15 protein-coding genes are annotated in these 15,893 nt (G+C 70.0%); 11 read left to right on the top strand and 4 right to left on the bottom strand.

Features of this window, described 5'->3' with window-relative positions; genetic code table 11:
• Positions 1-66: 66 nt before the first annotated feature.
• Entirely contained in the window at positions 67-1,239 is a 1,173-nt protein-coding gene (locus AC3ANJ_RS05675) for a Cmx/CmrA family chloramphenicol efflux MFS transporter (protein ID WP_488318628.1), read from the top strand.
• 15 nt (positions 1,240-1,254) lie between these two features.
• Here AC3ANJ_RS05675 and AC3ANJ_RS05680 read toward each other — a convergent pair whose 3' ends face one another.
• A complete protein-coding gene (locus AC3ANJ_RS05680; RefSeq protein ID WP_488318629.1) occupies positions 1,255-2,079 on the bottom strand; it encodes an alpha/beta fold hydrolase in 825 nt (274 codons plus the stop codon).
• On the bottom strand, positions 2,076-2,516 hold the full coding sequence (locus tag AC3ANJ_RS05685) for an NUDIX hydrolase (protein ID WP_488318630.1): 441 nt from the start codon (positions 2,514-2,516) through the stop codon (positions 2,076-2,078). Before AC3ANJ_RS05685 ends, AC3ANJ_RS05680 begins: the two co-directional genes overlap by 4 nt.
• 124 nt (positions 2,517-2,640) lie before the next feature.
• Between AC3ANJ_RS05685 and AC3ANJ_RS05690 the strand changes: the two genes are divergently transcribed.
• From AC3ANJ_RS05690 to AC3ANJ_RS05710, 5 genes are all read left to right on the top strand, one after another.
• The gene (locus AC3ANJ_RS05690; RefSeq protein WP_488318631.1) at positions 2,641-4,425 is read left to right on the top strand and encodes a Na+/H+ antiporter; all 1,785 of its coding nucleotides are present in this window, start codon (positions 2,641-2,643) and stop codon (positions 4,423-4,425) included.
• A gap of 84 nt (positions 4,426-4,509) precedes the next feature.
• The gene (locus tag AC3ANJ_RS05695; protein WP_488318632.1) at positions 4,510-5,466 is read left to right on the top strand and encodes an ABC transporter ATP-binding protein; all 957 of its coding nucleotides are present in this window, start codon (positions 4,510-4,512) and stop codon (positions 5,464-5,466) included.
• 2 nt (positions 5,467-5,468) lie between these two features.
• A complete protein-coding gene (locus AC3ANJ_RS05700; RefSeq protein ID WP_488318633.1) occupies positions 5,469-6,224 on the top strand; it encodes an ABC transporter permease in 756 nt (251 codons plus the stop codon).
• An 18-nt stretch (positions 6,225-6,242) separates the two neighbouring features.
• Positions 6,243-7,337, top strand: coding sequence for a sensor histidine kinase (locus AC3ANJ_RS05705; RefSeq protein WP_488318634.1), 1,095 nt, complete (start codon positions 6,243-6,245; stop codon positions 7,335-7,337).
• Complete coding sequence (locus tag AC3ANJ_RS05710) at positions 7,331-7,948, top strand: response regulator (RefSeq protein WP_488318635.1); 618 nt, start codon at positions 7,331-7,333, stop codon at positions 7,946-7,948. Before AC3ANJ_RS05705 ends, AC3ANJ_RS05710 begins: the two co-directional genes overlap by 7 nt.
• A gap of 5 nt (positions 7,949-7,953) precedes the next feature.
• Here the strand turns inward: AC3ANJ_RS05710 and AC3ANJ_RS05715 are convergent, their stop codons facing one another.
• The gene (locus tag AC3ANJ_RS05715; protein ID WP_488318636.1) at positions 7,954-9,681 is read right to left on the bottom strand and encodes a thiamine pyrophosphate-binding protein; all 1,728 of its coding nucleotides are present in this window, start codon (positions 9,679-9,681) and stop codon (positions 7,954-7,956) included.
• A 190-nt stretch (positions 9,682-9,871) separates the two neighbouring features.
• Here AC3ANJ_RS05715 and AC3ANJ_RS05720 point away from each other — a divergent pair, with 190 nt between their 5' ends.
• The 5 genes from AC3ANJ_RS05720 to AC3ANJ_RS05740 are packed head-to-tail and all read left to right on the top strand — an operon-like array spanning position 9,872 to position 15,006.
• A complete protein-coding gene (locus tag AC3ANJ_RS05720) occupies positions 9,872-11,548 on the top strand; it encodes a circularly permuted type 2 ATP-grasp protein (protein ID WP_488318637.1) in 1,677 nt (558 codons plus the stop codon).
• Positions 11,542-12,468, top strand: a complete 927-nt coding sequence (locus AC3ANJ_RS05725; protein WP_488318638.1) for an alpha-E domain-containing protein — start codon at positions 11,542-11,544, stop codon at positions 12,466-12,468. The genes AC3ANJ_RS05720 and AC3ANJ_RS05725 overlap by 7 nt, the downstream gene beginning before the upstream one ends.
• A complete protein-coding gene (locus AC3ANJ_RS05730; RefSeq protein ID WP_488318639.1) occupies positions 12,465-13,310 on the top strand; it encodes a transglutaminase family protein in 846 nt (281 codons plus the stop codon). The genes AC3ANJ_RS05725 and AC3ANJ_RS05730 overlap by 4 nt, the downstream gene beginning before the upstream one ends.
• Before the next feature lie 11 nt (positions 13,311-13,321).
• Complete coding sequence (locus tag AC3ANJ_RS05735) at positions 13,322-13,846, top strand: phosphoribosyltransferase (RefSeq protein WP_488318640.1); 525 nt, start codon at positions 13,322-13,324, stop codon at positions 13,844-13,846.
• A gap of 35 nt (positions 13,847-13,881) precedes the next feature.
• Entirely contained in the window at positions 13,882-15,006 is a 1,125-nt protein-coding gene (locus tag AC3ANJ_RS05740; protein ID WP_488318641.1) for a DUF998 domain-containing protein, read from the top strand.
• 4 nt (positions 15,007-15,010) lie between these two features.
• Here the strand turns inward: AC3ANJ_RS05740 and AC3ANJ_RS05745 are convergent, their stop codons facing one another.
• On the bottom strand, positions 15,011-15,865 hold the full coding sequence (locus AC3ANJ_RS05745) for a MurR/RpiR family transcriptional regulator (protein WP_488318642.1): 855 nt from the start codon (positions 15,863-15,865) through the stop codon (positions 15,011-15,013).
• Positions 15,866-15,893: the final 28 nt, after the last annotated feature.

The raw sequence follows: 15,893 nt of genomic DNA on the forward strand, positions 1-15,893 counted from the left end.
GTACTCCGGTCGCTGGCCGTGGTGACGAGAAGAACCCTTTCTTGATCTCTCACCTCGGAGTATTCGATGCCGTTTCCCCTCTATCTGCTCGCCCTGGCGGTCTTCGTCATGGGCACCTCGGAATTCATGCTCGCGGGACTGATCCCCGCAGCAGCAGCCGACCTCGACGTCACGATCGGCGTCGCGGGGTTGCTGACGTCCGCGTTCGCCGTCGGCATGGTCGTCGGTGCGCCGCTCATGGCTGCTTTCGCACGCGGTTGGCCACCGCGGCTCACCCTGCTCGTGTGCCTGCTCGCTTTCGCCGGATGCCATGCGATCGGTGCCCTGACGCCGGACTTCTCCGTGCTGCTCGTCACCCGCGCGCTCAGCGCGGTGGCGACCGCCGGTTTCCTGGCAGTCGCGCTGAGCACGGCGACCGCTCTCGTGGCGCCCGATCGGAAAGGACGAGCGCTGTCGATCCTGCTCGCCGGCACGACGATCGCCACCGTCGCCGGCGTCCCGGCCGGCGCACTCCTCGGCGAGGCGCTGGGCTGGCGCGCGACGTTCTGGGCGATCGCGCTGCTGTGCGTTCCCGCCGCGCTCGGGGTCATCCTCGGCGTCCCGAACGGGCGCCGGGCGCACGGCGACGGCACACCGACTCTCCGCGCCGAGCTCGGCGTGCTGGCCTCGCCGCCGCTCATCCTCGCGATGACGCTCGGCGCCATGATCAACGGCGCCACGTTCGCCGTCCTGACCTTCCTGGCACCGGTCGTGACCGAGACCGCGGGGCTGCCCGATGTGTGGGTCCCCGTCGTCCTGGTGATGTTCGGCGGCGGGTCGTTCCTCGGCGTCACCATCGCCGGCCGGCTGTCGGATCGTCGGCCGGGTCTCGTGCTGGGTGTCGGGGGACCGCTGCTCCTGGTCGGCTGGGTCGTCCTGGCGTCGACAGCCGCCTCGCCGGCGTCGCTCATCGTGATGGTCTTCGTCCAGGGGATGCTGTCGTTCGGCGTCGGCAGCACTCTGATCGCGGGGGTGCTGTACGCCGCGTCGGATGCGCCGTCCATGGGCGGTTCCTACGCGACTGCCGCGCTGAACATCGGTGCCGCGACGGGGCCCGTGCTCGGAGCGATCGCGCTGGCCGGCTGGCGGGTTCCGACCGCACCGATCTGGATCGCCGGGATGCTGGTGACGACCGCCCTGGTCGTCATCGGCGCGACTCGGTTCGTGCGCAGCAGGCCCGTCCCGCCGGTGACGCGGTGACGCCGAGGCGGTTCGTCACCGCACGTCAGGAGCCGTCGCGGGCCCCCGACCCCACTCCTCGAGAATCCCGACCAGCACCCGTGAAGTCGCCTCCGGTGCATCCCACGTGACGATGTGTCCGGCATCCGGGACCACGTACTCCAGGACGCCCTCCGTCCGAGCCCACGCAGGCATCGCCGTCGCGATGTTCCCCGTGCGATCCAGCGCGCCGCGCACGAGCGCGAGCGGAACCGGCGTGCGGTACGCGGGGTCGGGATCCACGAACGACACGGTGGCGCGCCAGACATCCAGGAACACGCGCTTGGGCATCCGGGCGAACGTCTCCTCGGTCCGAACGATCGCGTCCGCGGTCACGGCCGAGGCCCGCGCCATGAGTCCGGGGAGTCTGCCCGCCGGAACGAGCGCCAGCGACGGTGCCGCGAGGCGCAGAGCCAGGCGCTCCCACCACGCGAGCGGACCCGCGTTCCAGGTCGAGTCCATCACGATGAGGCCCGCGGCGCGGTGCGGATTCGCGCGCACGAACGCCTGAACGAGGTTGCCGCCGAGAGAATGCCCCACGAGCACCGCCCGATCCACCCCGCACTCGTCCAGCAGCGCCGTCAGATCGTCGAGCGCATCGGATGCCGCGAAGCGGGATGCCACGGTGAGCGTCGATTCGCCGTGACCCGGAAGGTCCCAGGCGATGACCCGGAAACCCGCATTCGTGAGCGCGGCTGCCTGGGCCGCGAACATGGTCCGGTCCATCCCCGCGCCATGACACAGCACGACCGGAAGGCCGCCCCCGCCGGAGTCCTCGAAGGCGATCTCGGCGTGCGGACGGACCAACCGGCGCGCCGTCATGCGGCCGCGCCGACGAGGGCGAACAGTGCTTCGGTCGCGCCGGACGGGTACAGCGGCCGCGACCCATCGCGCAGGTCACCGATGGGCACCCATCTCACGGGCGAGCCCTCATCGAGGACGTGCAGTTCGGCATCCAGCGGCAGCGCGTCCAGCGACGCGCAATCGACGGCGAAGACGTGCGCGATCTCGTGTCCAGGCGCCCCCTCGTAGGTGAAGATGTTCTCCGCCACGGCCAGCAGCTGCGAATCCTCCACGGTGACGCCCAGCTCCTCCAGGAACTCGCGGCGCAGCGCTTCATCCGCACGCTCCCCGAATTCGATGCCGCCGCCGATCGCGCGGTAGAAGTCGATTCCGATCGACTCGTCCCGACCGAACAGGACCAGGACGTGGCCGTCCTTCACGGGCAGACCGACACTGATGTTGCGGATCGCGGGCATATTACGACCCTACGGCCCCGACCTCTCGCCCCGGATCGTTCGAGGGAATACCCTGACGTCGACGGGCGCTGTGTCCTGAGCACGTTCGCGGACAGCCACGCGGCGGCAGAGGTGGTGGGGTCATATGGAAGGTCTCGAGATCACGGTCCTGCTCGGGCTGACGATCCTGGTGGGGACGATGCTTGCGCCGAGATTGCGCCTGGCGCTGCCGCTCCTGCTGGTGGTGTTCGGCCTGCTGCTGGGATTCGTCCCCGCTCTGCGCGAAGTGCAGCTCCCGCCGGAGACCGTGCTGCTGCTGTTCCTGCCCGTGATGCTCTTCTGGGAGAGCCTCACCACCTCGTTGCGATCGATCCGTCGCGACTTCCGCTACATCTTGCCCATGAGCACTCTGCTCGTGGTCGCCTCGGCCTTCGCGGTCGCCGGCATCGCCGTGCTGTTCGGGATGCCGTGGGAGATCGCCCTCATCCTCGGAGCAGCCGTCGCCCCACCGGATGCGACAGCCGTGGCTGCTCTCGGGCGACTGCTCCCGCGACGCAGCTTCATGAAGCTGAAGGCGGAGAGCCTGACCAACGACGGCACGGCCCTCGTCCTCTACGCCATCGCTGTGTCCCTCGCCGTCGGCGGCCAGGTGACGCCGCTGTCGGTCACCTGGACGGTCATCGTCTCGTACATCGGGGGCATCGCGACCGGCGTCGCGGTCGCAGCGGCAGCCTGGCTGCTGCTGCGGCGGGTGCGGACGACGATCACGATCAATGTCGCGTTGCTGCTGGTGCCGTTCACCGCCTTCCTGATCGCCGAGATGATGCACGCCTCCGGCGTGCTCGCCGTCGTCGTAGCTGGCCTGATCGCGGCCTATATCAGTCCGCAAATCAGCACGGCAGCCTCGCGCAGGCAGGCCGAGGCGGTCTGGCCGTTCGGCGTGTTCCTGCTCAACGGCGCCCTGTTCGTGCTCATCGGACTCGAGGTGCAGTGGGTCGTGCACGAGACCTCCCTACGCGAAGTGGGCAGGCTCGTGCTGATCACCCTCGCGGTCTGGGCGACTCTGTCGATCGTGCGATTCCTCTTCCAGCTCCTCTCGGTGCCGTTCCAGCGGCTGGGCGGCGGGACCGTGCATCCACGCGGCTTGCGCACCAGAGCGCAGCTCGTCAGCACGGTCGCCGGGATGCGAGGAGCCGTGTCCCTGGCGATCGCCCTGTCCGTTCCGCTGACCACATCGGCGGGTGCGCCGCTCGAAGGCCGGAACGAGATCATCTTCGTCACCGCGGGTGTGATCCTGCTCAGTCTTCTCGTGCAGGGGCCGCTCCTGCCCGCCATCGTGCGCTGGGCCGGCTTCCCCGCGGATCACGCCGAGGACGAGGAGTACGAGCTCGCCGAGCGCGCGATCTCGGGTGCTGCGATGTCGGCACTGGACGTGCTCGCCGCCGAACACGGCATCAGCGACGACGTCAGGGATCGGATCCGCCGTGACGGCTACGAGGCTCTCGAGCTGGCGAACGCCCGTGCGATGGCGAGGGAACGAGCGCTGATCGATGCCGAAGTCGGGGCGATGGAGGACATGCTGGCGGCGCCGGATCCGCTGGCGCCCGGCGCGTCGGCAGGGTCGGCCGCGTCGGCAGGGTCGGCCGCGGATGAGGGCGGCGCTGAATCCGCTGCCGCCGGAACCACCCCGGCGCGCGACGGCGTCCTCCAGATGGTCGCGACGTCGGCCGATGTCGACCTGATGCAGCGCTCGCCGCTCGTTCGCCACGATCAGTACTCCCGCTTGAAGCTCGTCCTGCTGGACCACAAGCGCGAGGTCCTGCTCGGGCTCCGCCGCGCCGGAACGGTCGACGACGTCGTGGTGCGCCGCCTGTCCGCACGGCTCGATCTCGAGCAGGTGCGCCTGCAGGGCCTCGAGGACATCGACTGAGCCGACCTCGACGTGACACACGTCATGTCGAGGTCGTGACATCGCCCTCCGGCATCCGCTCGGCCGCGCGGCCACGCTGGAAGCATGCACACGATCACTCAGGCGCAGCCGGCGCCGACCCGCACGACCACCGATGCGGTCATCGATCTCGCCGGCGTCCGTCGCCACTTCGGCCACGGCGCCCGCCGCGTCCAGGCGGTCGACGACGTCGCTCTCACGATCTCGCGCGGCGAGGTCGTCGCGCTGCTCGGCCCGAACGGCGCCGGAAAGACGACCACTCTCGACATGCTCATGGGACTGTCCGACCCGAGCGAGGGCACCGTCCGCGTGCTCGGCGAGCGTCCGGACCAGGCGACGGCGCGCGGCGCCATCGCCGCCGTGCTCCAGACCGGTGGACTGCTGTCGGACCTCACTGTCCGCGAGACCGTGAGCCTGGTCGCATCCCTGCACGGCCGCGCGGCCCTGACCCGCGTGCCCGAGGTGCTCGAGCGCGCCGATCTCACCGGTCTCGCCCGCCGCCGCGTGGCGAAGTGCTCCGGCGGCGAGCAGCAGCGCATCAAGTTCGCGCTCGCGCTCGTGGCCGACCCCGAGATCCTCGTCCTCGACGAGCCCACCGCCGGCATGGACGTGACGGCCCGCCGCCACTTCTGGGACGTCATGCGATCGGATGCCGCGGCCGGCCGCACCATCGTCTTCGCCACGCACTACCTCGAAGAGGCCGAGCAGTTCGCCCATCGCACCGTCGTCATGCACCGCGGCAGGGTGGTCGCCGACGCGCCGACAGCCCAACTGCGCGCCGGTCTCGGAGCCAGGCTCGTCTCCGCCACCTTGCCGACCGACGCGGATGCCGCGGACACCGTCCTCGCGACACTGCACGAGCGCGACGGCGTCGCCGAACTGCGCCGTGACGCCGATCGCGTGAGCCTGCGCGCGCTCGATTCCGACGCCATCGCGGGGATGCTGCTCGCCGCCGGAGCCCGTGATCTGGAGATCACGGCCCCCACCCTCGAAACCGCCTTCACGGCCCTCACGGAGGACTGACCATGCTGATCTCACCGACCATGCTGCGCATCGAGGGCGTCCGCCAGTTGCGCAACCCCTACACGCTCGCGTTCACGCTGACGATGCCGGTGGTGATGTACCTGCTGTTCGGAGGAGCTGCCGCCTACGGTGGTCAGTCCGCCGGACACGGGAACGTCTCCTTCTACGTGATGGTGTCGATGGCGGCCTACGGCACGGCCGTCGCCATGAGCTCGCTGACCTCGCTCGCCGCAGCCGAGGCGAAGCAGGGCTGGGGGCGTCAGCTCGCCATGACCCCGCTCAGCACCGCCGGATACGCGGCGACCAAGCTGATCACGGCCGTGGCCTTCGCCGCGCTCGCCGTGGTCGCGGTCTTCACGGCGGGCCTGCTCACCGGCGCCGAAGCCGACGACGTCTGGCGCTGGGCGGCGTGCGCCGGGATCATCCTCGGAGTCGGCCTGATGTACGGGCTCTACGGCCTGGGGGTCGGCCTGTTCTTCAACTCCGATTCGGCGGCGGCACTGGCATCGATCTCGCTGACGTTCTTCGCCTTCTTCGGCAACGTGTTCATGCCGCTGAACGGCGTCATGCTCGACATCGCCCGCTTCACGCCGCTGTACGGGTACGTCGCGCTGAGCCGCTGGCCTCTCACGGACGGCGCCCTGACCACGGGGCAGAGCGATCCGCTGTGGGCTGTTCTGCTGAACATCGCCGCATGGTTGCTGGTTTTCGTGCTGCTGGTGTTCGCCGGCGTGCGTCGCGCGCGTTCGCGCCGCTGACATGGCAGGGTGTGAACCGTGACCAGTGAGAGACCCGACGCGGCGAAGAATCCGTGGGAGCGCTTCTCCGTGGTGATGGCCCTCATCTGGCTGGTCTTCCTGATCTACCCGGTGGTGGCGCTGGTGCGGTCCGAGGCGGCGTCGGGATGGATCGTCGTCGGCTGGGTCGCGCTCGCGCTGTTCATCGTGCTGTACGTCGTCGGGGCCGTCCGCGGCGTGCGCAGCGACACCCCGATCGGTTCACCGGTCGGAGCGGCACCGTGGCTGTTCTATGTGGGGCTGATCGTCTGCGCCCTGCTCTCGGTCCCCGCCGACGGCGGCGCCGCGCTGAGCTTCCTGCCGTTCATCATGTCGTTCGCCGCTTTCGGCCTGACTCGCACCTGGCACTGGATCACGTCCTCCGCGTCCCTCATCATCGCGGCCCTGTTCGTCTTCCTCGCCCCCGGCGGCATCGGCTTCGTCACCGTCCTCATCATCATCGCCCTGCTCGCCGTCATGAACACCGTGTCGACGTCACTGATCAGGCGCTCAGCCGAAGCCGAGCAGCTCGGGCTCGAACTCGCTACGAGCGAGGGACGCGAAGCCGTGGCGCGCGACGTGCACGACCTGATCGGGCACTCGCTGACCGTCGTGGGCCTGAAGTCCCAGCTCGCGAGGCGCCTGATCGACTCCGATCCCGAGCGGGCCAAGGCCGAACTCGCCGACATCGAGTCCCTCACAGCCGAGGCGATCGCCGGTGTCAGAGCGACGGTGTCCGGCGCGCGGACGGTCACACTGGACGAGCAGCTCGCCGCGAGCGGAGAGGCGCTGCGCGCGGCGGGCGTCGAGCTCGCGGTGGACGGCGACCCGGCTGCGCTGTCACCGGCGCAGGCGCTCACCGCGACCTGGATCCTCCGCGAGGCCACGACCAACGTGCTGCGCCATGCCGAAGCATCCCGCGTCCGAGTGCGCGTCGCCGCAGGGCACCTGTCCATCGCGGACGACGGTCGGGGGCGCGGCGACCGCGAGGGCAACGGCGTCCGAGGCATGCGCGAACGCGCAGCGGCATCCGGGGCGCAGTTCCGGCTCGACGACGACCCGGCCGGCGGCACGGTGGTGGAGGTGACATGGTGAGCGACAGCATCCGATTGGTGATCGCCGACGACCAGGCCCTGGTCCGCGGCGCCCTCGCCGCACTGCTCGAGCTCGAGGGAGACCTCGTGGTCGTCGGCGCCGCAGCGGACGGCGACGAGGCCGTGCGGCTGGTGCGCGAGCACGCACCTGATGTCTGTCTGATGGACATCCAGATGCCGGGCACCGACGGTATCGACGCGACCCGAAGGATCCGGGAGGCCGGCCCCGCCACGCGGGTGCTGATCGTCACGACCTTCGCACGGCCCGGCTACCTGCGCCAGGCTCTGGATGCCGGGGCCAGCGGGTTCGTCGTGAAGGACACCCCTGCCGAGCAGCTCGCCGACGCCGTCCGCCGGGTGCACGCGGGGCAGCGCGTCCTCGATCCGGTGCTCGCCGAGGAGAGCCTGTTCACCGGGGCGAGCCCGCTCAGCGAACGCGAACGCCAGGTGCTGCGGCTCGCGGCGGACGGTCGGTCGGCCGCGGCGATCGCGTCGGAGGTGTTCCTCTCCGTCGGGACCGTGCGCAATCACCTCTCGTCGGCGATCGGCAAGACCGGGGCCGCGAACCGCGCACAGGCCGTGCGCATCGCGCAGGACAATGGCTGGATCTGAGCCGCTCAGGAGTTCACGCGGATGATCTCCTGCTGGTACGGCGCGATCACGTCGCCCGAGATGCGCAGGTCCAGCAGCAGGAAGTGCCGGGACGCGGCATCCTCTGCCGCCCACGAACCGAGCCGATCGAGGTCGGCCAGCGTGCGCACGACGACGCCCTCGGCTCCGACGGCCACGGCGAACGCGGCGAAATCCACCTCGGGGATGCGCATGGGCTCCTCGGCGAGGCCCTTCAACCCGTAGAGATTCACCTCTGCGCCGTACGCGGCGTCGTTCCAGACCACGGCGCAGCCGCGCCCGCCGGCGGCGCGGACAGCGGACTCGAGATCCGCGATCGCCATGAGGCCGCCGCCGTCGCCGGAGGTGAGCACGATCGTGGCCTCCGGACGCGCGAGCGCGGCGCCGACGACGCTGGGCCAGCCCTGGCCGATCGCCTGGAAGGCGGTGCCGACCATCATCATGCGATCGGGCGACGCCACGGGCCAGTACATGTTCGCCCAGCCGATGAAGTGACCGCCGTCCGAGACGACCACACGGTCCTCGGGAAGCAGTTCGGCGATCCGGCGTGCGGCCGAACGAGGGTCGAGGCGGCCGTCCGGGGCGAGGTCGTCGCCGGACGCGTAGGCTCGAGCGGCGGTCATGTCGACCGATTCGCGCCACGACAGCGCCGACGCGGATCTCGCAGAATCGCGCGCATCTCGCAGGAATTCACCGGAATCCTGCGAGATCCGTGTCGTTCTGCGAGAAGCGTGCGCCGCGGCCACGCGTGCCACCAGCTCCTCTGCCACCAACCGCGCATCGCCGCGGACGAAACCGCCGACGTGCGCGTGCGTCGCCGCCGGCGCGACATCGACCTGGTAGACCCGGGCGCCGGGGGAGAAGAGGGCGCCGAAGCGCATCGTGAACTGGTTCAGCGATGCGCCGAACACGACGGCGACATCCGCCTGCGCCACGAGCTCCATGGCGCCGTCGGCTCCGAATCCGCCCGTCACGCCCAGATCGAACTCGCCCCGCGGGAAGATCCCTCGCCCGAGGGCGGTGGATGCCGTGAGGGCACCGGTCTCATCCGCGAGTCGTCCCAGTGCCTCGCCGGCGTCGGCGAGCCAGGCCCCGCGCCCCGCCAGCAGGATCGGCCGCTCGGCGTCGCGCAGCGCTGAGGCGATCTCGTCCAGCATCCCGTCGGCGAACGCGCCGGCCGGTGCGAGCGGCTCCGGCAGCCGGAGCTCGCCGGCATCCGACGACGATGAGACCTCCAGCGCCGCGACGTCGTACGGGATCGCCAGCACGACGGGGACGCGGTACTTCAGCGCGTGCTCGATGGCGATGACGGTGGTGGCCGCGGCATCCGTGCGTCCGACCGTATAGGTCCGGGCTCCGACGGCGGAGGCGAGCGCGATCTGGTCGACGTCCCAGGGGCGAGGGCCGGACGTCGGTTCGTCACCGACCACGAGGACGAGCGGGATCCGCGCCTGGACGGACTCCGCCAGCGCGGTCAGGGTGTTCGTGAAGCCTGCGCCGTACGTGGCTGTTCCGGCGGCGATCCGCCCTGACGCGCGATAGTGCGCGTCCGCGGCGACGACGGCGCCCTGCTCGTGCCGTACGGCCGTGAAGACGGCTGAGGTCCGCGTCTCGATGGCATCGAGGAAGTAGGCGTTCCCGTTGCCCATCACGCCGAAGACGGCGTCGATGTGCTGGGCGAGAGTGAGGGCGACGTGAGCGGACACGGTGGGCATGCGAAGACCTTTCGACACGGACGGAGAGCGAGGTTCCGTATGTGTCTCGCCCCGCCGCGTCTTCGCTGCGGGCTTCGTGCCCCTTTTTCGGGCACCGGCGTCGGATGCCGGACACCATGAGCTTATCTCCGACGCGCGTACGACGCGATGCCGTAACGTCGGCGAAACCGTCGCACGGAAACATGCCCTCATGGAGTCGCTGTTCACCGGATATGCCACGGGCCGGGTCCGACAGGGGACCGCGCCGTGGGATGAGATGTTCCCCGCCGGCGCGGTACCGGGCGGTGCCGAGGTCCGCGCCTCGTACCGCGACATGTACCCGGCGCTGGCGCGGATGGACGACGCGGAGCTGCGCGCGAGGACCGAGGCGCTCGCGAGCTCCTATCTCGCGCAGGGCGTGACGTTCGACTTCGCCGGCGAGGAGCGGCCCTTCCCGCTCGACGTCGTCCCGCGGGTGATCGCCGCGGACGACTGGTCGTACGTCGAGGCCGGCGTCGTGCAGCGCGTGAAGGCGCTCGAGGCGTTCCTCGCCGACGTGTACGGTCCGCGCGCCGCCGTGCGTGACGGCGTCATCCCGGCATCGCTGATCAGCTCGTCGTCGCACTTCCACCGTGCGGCGGCCGGGATCGTCGGAGCCAACGGCGTGCGCATCCATGTCGCGGGCATCGACGTCATCCGCGACGAAGCAGGGGCGTGGCGGGTGCTCGAGGACAACGTACGGGTGCCCAGCGGCGTCAGCTACGTGCTCGCGAACCGGCAGGTGATGGCGCAGACGCTGCCCGAGTTGTTCACGAGCCTGCGGGTGCGCCCGGTGGTGGACTATCCGAGTCGGCTGCTGCAGGCGCTGCGCGCCGCGGCACCGCACGGCATCGAACATCCGACCGTCGTGGTGCTGACGCCCGGAGTGCACAACTCCGCGTACTACGAGCACACGCTGCTGGCACGGATGATGGGCGTCGAACTCGTGGAAGGGCGCGACCTGTTCTGCTCCGGCGGCCGCGTCTGGATGCGCACCACGGCCGGCCCGACGAGGGTCGACGTCATCTACCGCCGCGTCGATGACGAGTTCCTCGATCCGCAGCACTTCCGCCCGGACTCCGTGCTCGGAGCACCCGGTCTCATGCTCGCCGCCCGCCTGGGCAATGTCACGATCGCGAATGCCGTCGGCAACGGGGTCGCCGACGACAAGCTCGTCTATACATATGTGCCCGAGCTGATCCGCTACTACCTGGGGGAGGAGCCGCTCATCCCGAATGTCGACACGTGGCGCCTGGAGGACCCGGATGCTCTCGAGGAAGTGCTCGACCGCCTGGACGAACTCGTCGTCAAACCCGTGGACGGGTCGGGCGGCAAGGGGCTGGTCGTGGGGCCGGATGCCTCGAAGAAGACTCTGGACGAGCTGCGTCGCTCTCTTCGGGCCGACCCGAGGGGATGGATCGCGCAGCCGGTCGTTCAGCTCTCCACGATTCCGACGCTCGTCGAGGACGGCTTCCGCCCCCGCCATGCCGACCTGCGCCCGTTCGCGGTGAACGACGGCGATGGCGTCTGGGTGCTCCCAGGGGGCCTCACCAGGGTGGCGCTGCCGGAGGGGCAGCTGGTCGTGAATTCTAGCCAGGGCGGAGGGTCGAAGGACACCTGGGTGCTGGATCCGTCGCTGCTCACCGCGCCGACCTCGATCGTGGCCGGCGTCGACGCGGCATCCGATGAGGTCTCGCTCGCGACGGGGGCGATCTCCGTCGTCGGTGGGCTCAGAGACGAACCGCACACGCCGTTCCGGTCATCGCCGCAGGACGAGGACCTCGAACGGCGTCACCACCAGCAGCAGCAACAGCAGCAGCAACAGGCCCGGGAGGTGCCGCCATGCTGAGTCGCATCGCCGAGGCGCTGTTCTGGATCGGCCGGTACGTGGAACGGGGCGACGGCACGGCCCGCATCCTCGATGTGCACCTGCAGCTGCTGCTCGAGGACCCGTGGGTCGACGAGGACACCGCCTGCCGTGCGCTGCTGTCCGTGATGGGCACGACGGTCGACTCGGGCCGGGTGCTCGGTCGGGACGACGTGGTGAGCGTGCTGGCGCTGGACCGTGAGCACGCGGCATCCATCGCGCACTCCGTCGCCTCCGCGCGCGAGAACGCGAGGCGGGCGAGAGAGATCATCTCGACCGATCTGTGGGAGACCCTGAATGAGACGAACGCCAGGATGCCGAGGCGTGTGGCGTCGGATCGCACGCACCCGTTCTTCCGGTGGGTGCGCGACCGATCAGCGCTCGCGTTCGGCGTCGTGGACTCGTCGACCAGCCGCGACGAGGCGTGGCACTTCTTCTCGCTCGGACGTGCGATCGAACGCGCCGATATGACGGCACGCCTGCTCGCGACGCGCTCGCTCACCGAGGCCGGTGGGCCCAGTTGGACGACGCTGCTGCGCAGCTGCGGCGCGTATGAGGCGCACCTGCGCAGCCACAGAGCAGTGCCGACGGCGGCATCGGCGGTGGAGTTCCTGCTCGTCGATCGGCTGTTCCCCCGGTCGGTGCTCTCCAGCGTCCTGCAGGCCGAGGAGTGCCTGCGCGGCATCGACCCCGCCGTCGCGTTCGGCAGCGTCGACCGAGCGCAACGGGTGCTGGGACGGCTGCGTTCCGAACTGGAGTATCGGCCGATCGGAGACATCGTGCGGCAGCTGTCCGAGAGCATGGAGGAGGTCCAGGTGGGCGTCTCGATGGCGAGTGATGCGATCAGGGAGCGCTACTTCCCCTCGATCGCGATGCCGGTCTGGATCGGGGAGGCGCTGTGAGCCGCCTGCGCATCGTGCACCGCACGGGGTTCGCGTACGACGCGCCGGCGACGGCGTCGTACAACGAGGCGCGGATGCTGCCGCATTCGCGCGAAGGGCAGTTCGTGCTGCAGGCGTCGTTGGAGATCTCGCCGGCTGCGACTCAGCACTCGTACGTCGACCACTTCGACACGAGGGTGTCGACCTTCGAGGTGCTCACCCCGCACCAGGAACTCGCCGTCACGGCGACGAGCGTCGTGGATGTGCGACCGGCCGCGCTCGCCGAGGTCGATTTCGGGTGGGACGAGCTCGCGGCCCGCGTCCCGACATCGCTCGAGCTCGCGGAGTTCCTCGAGCAGACTCCGGCGACCGATCCGGACGACGAGATGCTCGCCATGGCGGTCAGGATGCGCGCGGCTGGCGCCTCGCCGGATGTCACGGCGCGCGAGATCTGCCGCACGATCGGCAAGGACATGGAGTACCGCAGCGGCGTCACAGGGGTGAACTCGACGGCGCGCGACGCGTGGCCGACGCGCTCCGGCGTCTGTCAGGACATCGCGCATGTCGCACTCGGCGTGCTCCGCGCCGCAGGCATCCCCGCCCGGTACGTCTCCGGCTATCTGCATCCGGATGCTGCGGCCCCCGTCGGCCAGCCCGTGATCGGGGAGTCCCACGCGTGGGTCGAGTGGTTCGCGGATGAGTGGCGCGGATACGATCCGACGAATCTCATGGAGATCGGCGAATCGCACGTGTACGTCGGGCACGGACGCGATTACGGCGATGTGGCTCCGTTGCGCGGCGTGTACGCGGGACCGAGCGGGTCGGAGCTGTTCGTGTCGGTCGAAGTGACGCGGTTAGAGTGAGTGCTTCGGCTATGAGGGGGACGACAGTGACTGACGCTGCGATCGAACGCGAGAAGCTCACCTGGGATGGGTTCGGTGAGGCGACGCGTGAACTCGCCAGGCGGATCGTCGAGAGCGGATTCGAACCAGAGGTGGTCGTCGCGATCGCCCGCGGCGGTCTGCTGCCCGCCGGCGCGATCGCGTACGGACTCGGTGCCAAGAACTGCGGCGCCATCAACGTCGAGTTCTACACCGGCATCGGCACCGTCCTGGACACGCCCGAGGTGCTGCCGCCGGAGCTGGACATGGCGTACCTGGTCGGCCGCCGCGTGCTGCTCGTCGACGACGTCGCCGACTCCGGCCGCACACTCGCCCTGGCAGCGCACCTGCTGGTGGACATCGGCGCCGAGGTGCGCTCGGTCACCATCTACACCAAGCCTTCCACGATCATCCAGCCGGACTACGCCTGGAAGGACACCGATCTGTGGATCGACTTCCCGTGGTCCTTCAAAGGGACCGTGCGCGAAGAGGATCAGGGCCTGCAGCCGACGGCGTGACATCGTCGAGCCGCGGCAGGCTCTATCGTGATGGCATGCACACTGCCGACGCGACTCGCGTTCCCCTCTGGCTGAGCCGATTCGTCCGGCGGCCGGGGGAGACCGCCATCTCGCTCGAGGCCGTCGCTCTGCTCGTCGGCGCCGGGTTCTTCGTCATCGCCTTCCCGATCTCGTGGGTCGTCTTCTGGGGACGCACGCTCGAGATCACCGGCCCTGGTTCGATCGGGACGTACGCGTCCATCGGCGGTGCCGTCGTGGCGATCCTCGCCGTCCTGCTGGCGCGCATCGGCGTGCGCTCCCGCGGCGAGCGACCGGTCGTGCGCGCCGACGGGCTCGCCCTGGCCGATGTGCATGTGCGCTGGTACGAGAGCGCGGCGATCGCGCTCGCCTACGCCGTGACCGCTCTGCTCGGGTGGGAGGGCATCGCAGTACTACTGTCGCGGAGCTTCACCGGCGCTCCGGTGTTCGCGTTCCCCGGCGCGATCCTCGTCGCGGTCGCCTTCGCGCTGACCGCCTATGTCTGCTATCTCAGCGCCGCGACGCTCACGCCGATGTCGCTGTCGCTCGTGCTCGCGATCTTCCTCGTGGTCGGCGCGTTCGCGAGCATGCTGACTGCCACCGACCCGCTCTGGTGGCAGGACAACCTGTCTGCGCTGGGGATGTCGAGCAACGCGTCGGCATGGATCTTCAACGGCACGCTCATCGTCGCCGGCATCATCGTCACCACGATCGGCCGGTACGCGACAGCGCAGCTGCCCGTCGCCACACGGGAGCAGCAGCGAGGACGACGTCTCGTGCGGATCGCGATGGCGCTCATCGGTCTCTTCCTCGCCTGCGTCGGAATCTTCCCGGTCGACGAGTTCTTCCTCGTGCACAACACGGTGGCGACGGGGATGGCCGTCGCGTTCGCCGCCGTCGTGATCGGACTGCCGTGGCTGCTGCCGACGATCTCCCGAGTCTTCGTCGTCCTCGGCTACATCTACGTCGCGGTGATCGCGATGCTGGGTGTGTTCTTCGCGACGGGCTACTACAACCTGACGGCCGTGGAACTGATCGCCGCCGTGCTCATCTTCAGTTGGATCATCGTGTTCCTGCGCACGGCCAGCGTCGGGATGCCGGTGGCGGATGCCGCCGCGACGTCCGAGGCGCTCGCCGTCTGACGCGTCAGCGCAGGCCCCGCGTCGCGGCGTGCGTGCGCCGCAGGGCGTCGACCGTGTCGTCGTAGCGGCGCTGGGCGACACCGAGGAACAGGCAGTCGACGACCGCGAGCTGCGCGATCCTGCTCACCATCGCCCCCGCGCGGAACGCCGGCTCTCGCACGGCCGTGAACAACGCGTGCTCGACGGTCTGCGCGAAGCGCGAGTCCTGCGCCGACGTCACACCGACGGTGGTCGCACCCGCCGCTTTCGCGGTTTCGATGAACCGCAGCGTCTCGACGGTCGTGCCGAGGTGCGAGAACCCGATCGCGACCGTGCGGGGGCTCGACAGCACCGCCGCGCTCACGGCCTCGTGCGCGTCCGAGAGCACCAGGGCGTTGCGCCCGACGCGCAGGAGCTTGTGGCCGAGATCCGCGGCGGTGAAGTGGCTCGCGCCGATGCCGAACAGCAGGATGCGGTCGGCCGCGTCGATCGCGTCGACGACCGCGCTCAGGATCGCGAAGTCGAGCCCCGCGATCGTCTCCTCGATCGCGAGCACTTCGAGCGATGCCATGGTGGCGGCGATCTCGGGCAGCGTGTCGTCGACCCCGATCTCGGAGCCGAAGCCGGTGCGCTGCGAGAACTGGGCCGATTCCCGTCCGATCTCGGAGGCCAGCGAGATGCGCAGTTCGGCGTAGCCGGTCGCGCCGACGGCGCGGCAGAAGCGCACCACGGACGCGACGGACGTCTCGCAGCGCTGGGCGAGCTCGGTGATCGACAGACGCGTCACGAGTGCGGGGTCGCGACGGATCTCCTCGGCGATGCGGTGCAGCGCGGGGGACAGCGACGGGGACGCCGCGTCGATGCGGGTCTGAATGCTCATGGGTCTCCTCGGCGCCGGTCCTGGCTGA

The sequence above is a fragment of the Microbacterium sp. STRO-1N genome, assembly GCF_057748015.1.

What these genes read in the sequence shown, in the direction of transcription:
- AC3ANJ_RS05700 (WP_488318633.1), top strand. Translation starts at nt 5,469, where the DNA reads ATGCTGATCTCACCGACCATGCTGCGCATCGAGGGCGTCCGCCAGTTG.
- AC3ANJ_RS05725 (WP_488318638.1), top strand. Translation starts at nt 11,542, where the DNA reads ATGCTGAGTCGCATCGCCGAGGCGCTGTTCTGGATCGGCCGGTACGTG.
- AC3ANJ_RS05695 (WP_488318632.1), top strand. Translation starts at nt 4,510, where the DNA reads ATGCACACGATCACTCAGGCGCAGCCGGCGCCGACCCGCACGACCACC.
- AC3ANJ_RS05675 (WP_488318628.1), top strand. Translation starts at nt 67, where the DNA reads ATGCCGTTTCCCCTCTATCTGCTCGCCCTGGCGGTCTTCGTCATGGGC.
- AC3ANJ_RS05720 (WP_488318637.1), top strand. Translation starts at nt 9,872, where the DNA reads ATGGAGTCGCTGTTCACCGGATATGCCACGGGCCGGGTCCGACAGGGG.
- AC3ANJ_RS05735 (WP_488318640.1), top strand. Translation starts at nt 13,322, where the DNA reads ATGAGGGGGACGACAGTGACTGACGCTGCGATCGAACGCGAGAAGCTC.
- AC3ANJ_RS05745 (WP_488318642.1), bottom strand. Translation starts at nt 15,865, where the DNA reads ATGAGCATTCAGACCCGCATCGACGCGGCGTCCCCGTCGCTGTCCCCC.
- AC3ANJ_RS05690 (WP_488318631.1), top strand. Translation starts at nt 2,641, where the DNA reads ATGGAAGGTCTCGAGATCACGGTCCTGCTCGGGCTGACGATCCTGGTG.
- AC3ANJ_RS05710 (WP_488318635.1), top strand. Translation starts at nt 7,331, where the DNA reads ATGGTGAGCGACAGCATCCGATTGGTGATCGCCGACGACCAGGCCCTG.
- AC3ANJ_RS05715 (WP_488318636.1), bottom strand. Translation starts at nt 9,681, where the DNA reads ATGCCCACCGTGTCCGCTCACGTCGCCCTCACTCTCGCCCAGCACATC.
- AC3ANJ_RS05680 (WP_488318629.1), bottom strand. Translation starts at nt 2,079, where the DNA reads ATGACGGCGCGCCGGTTGGTCCGTCCGCACGCCGAGATCGCCTTCGAG.
- AC3ANJ_RS05685 (WP_488318630.1), bottom strand. Translation starts at nt 2,516, where the DNA reads ATGCCCGCGATCCGCAACATCAGTGTCGGTCTGCCCGTGAAGGACGGC.
- AC3ANJ_RS05740 (WP_488318641.1), top strand. Translation starts at nt 13,882, where the DNA reads ATGCACACTGCCGACGCGACTCGCGTTCCCCTCTGGCTGAGCCGATTC.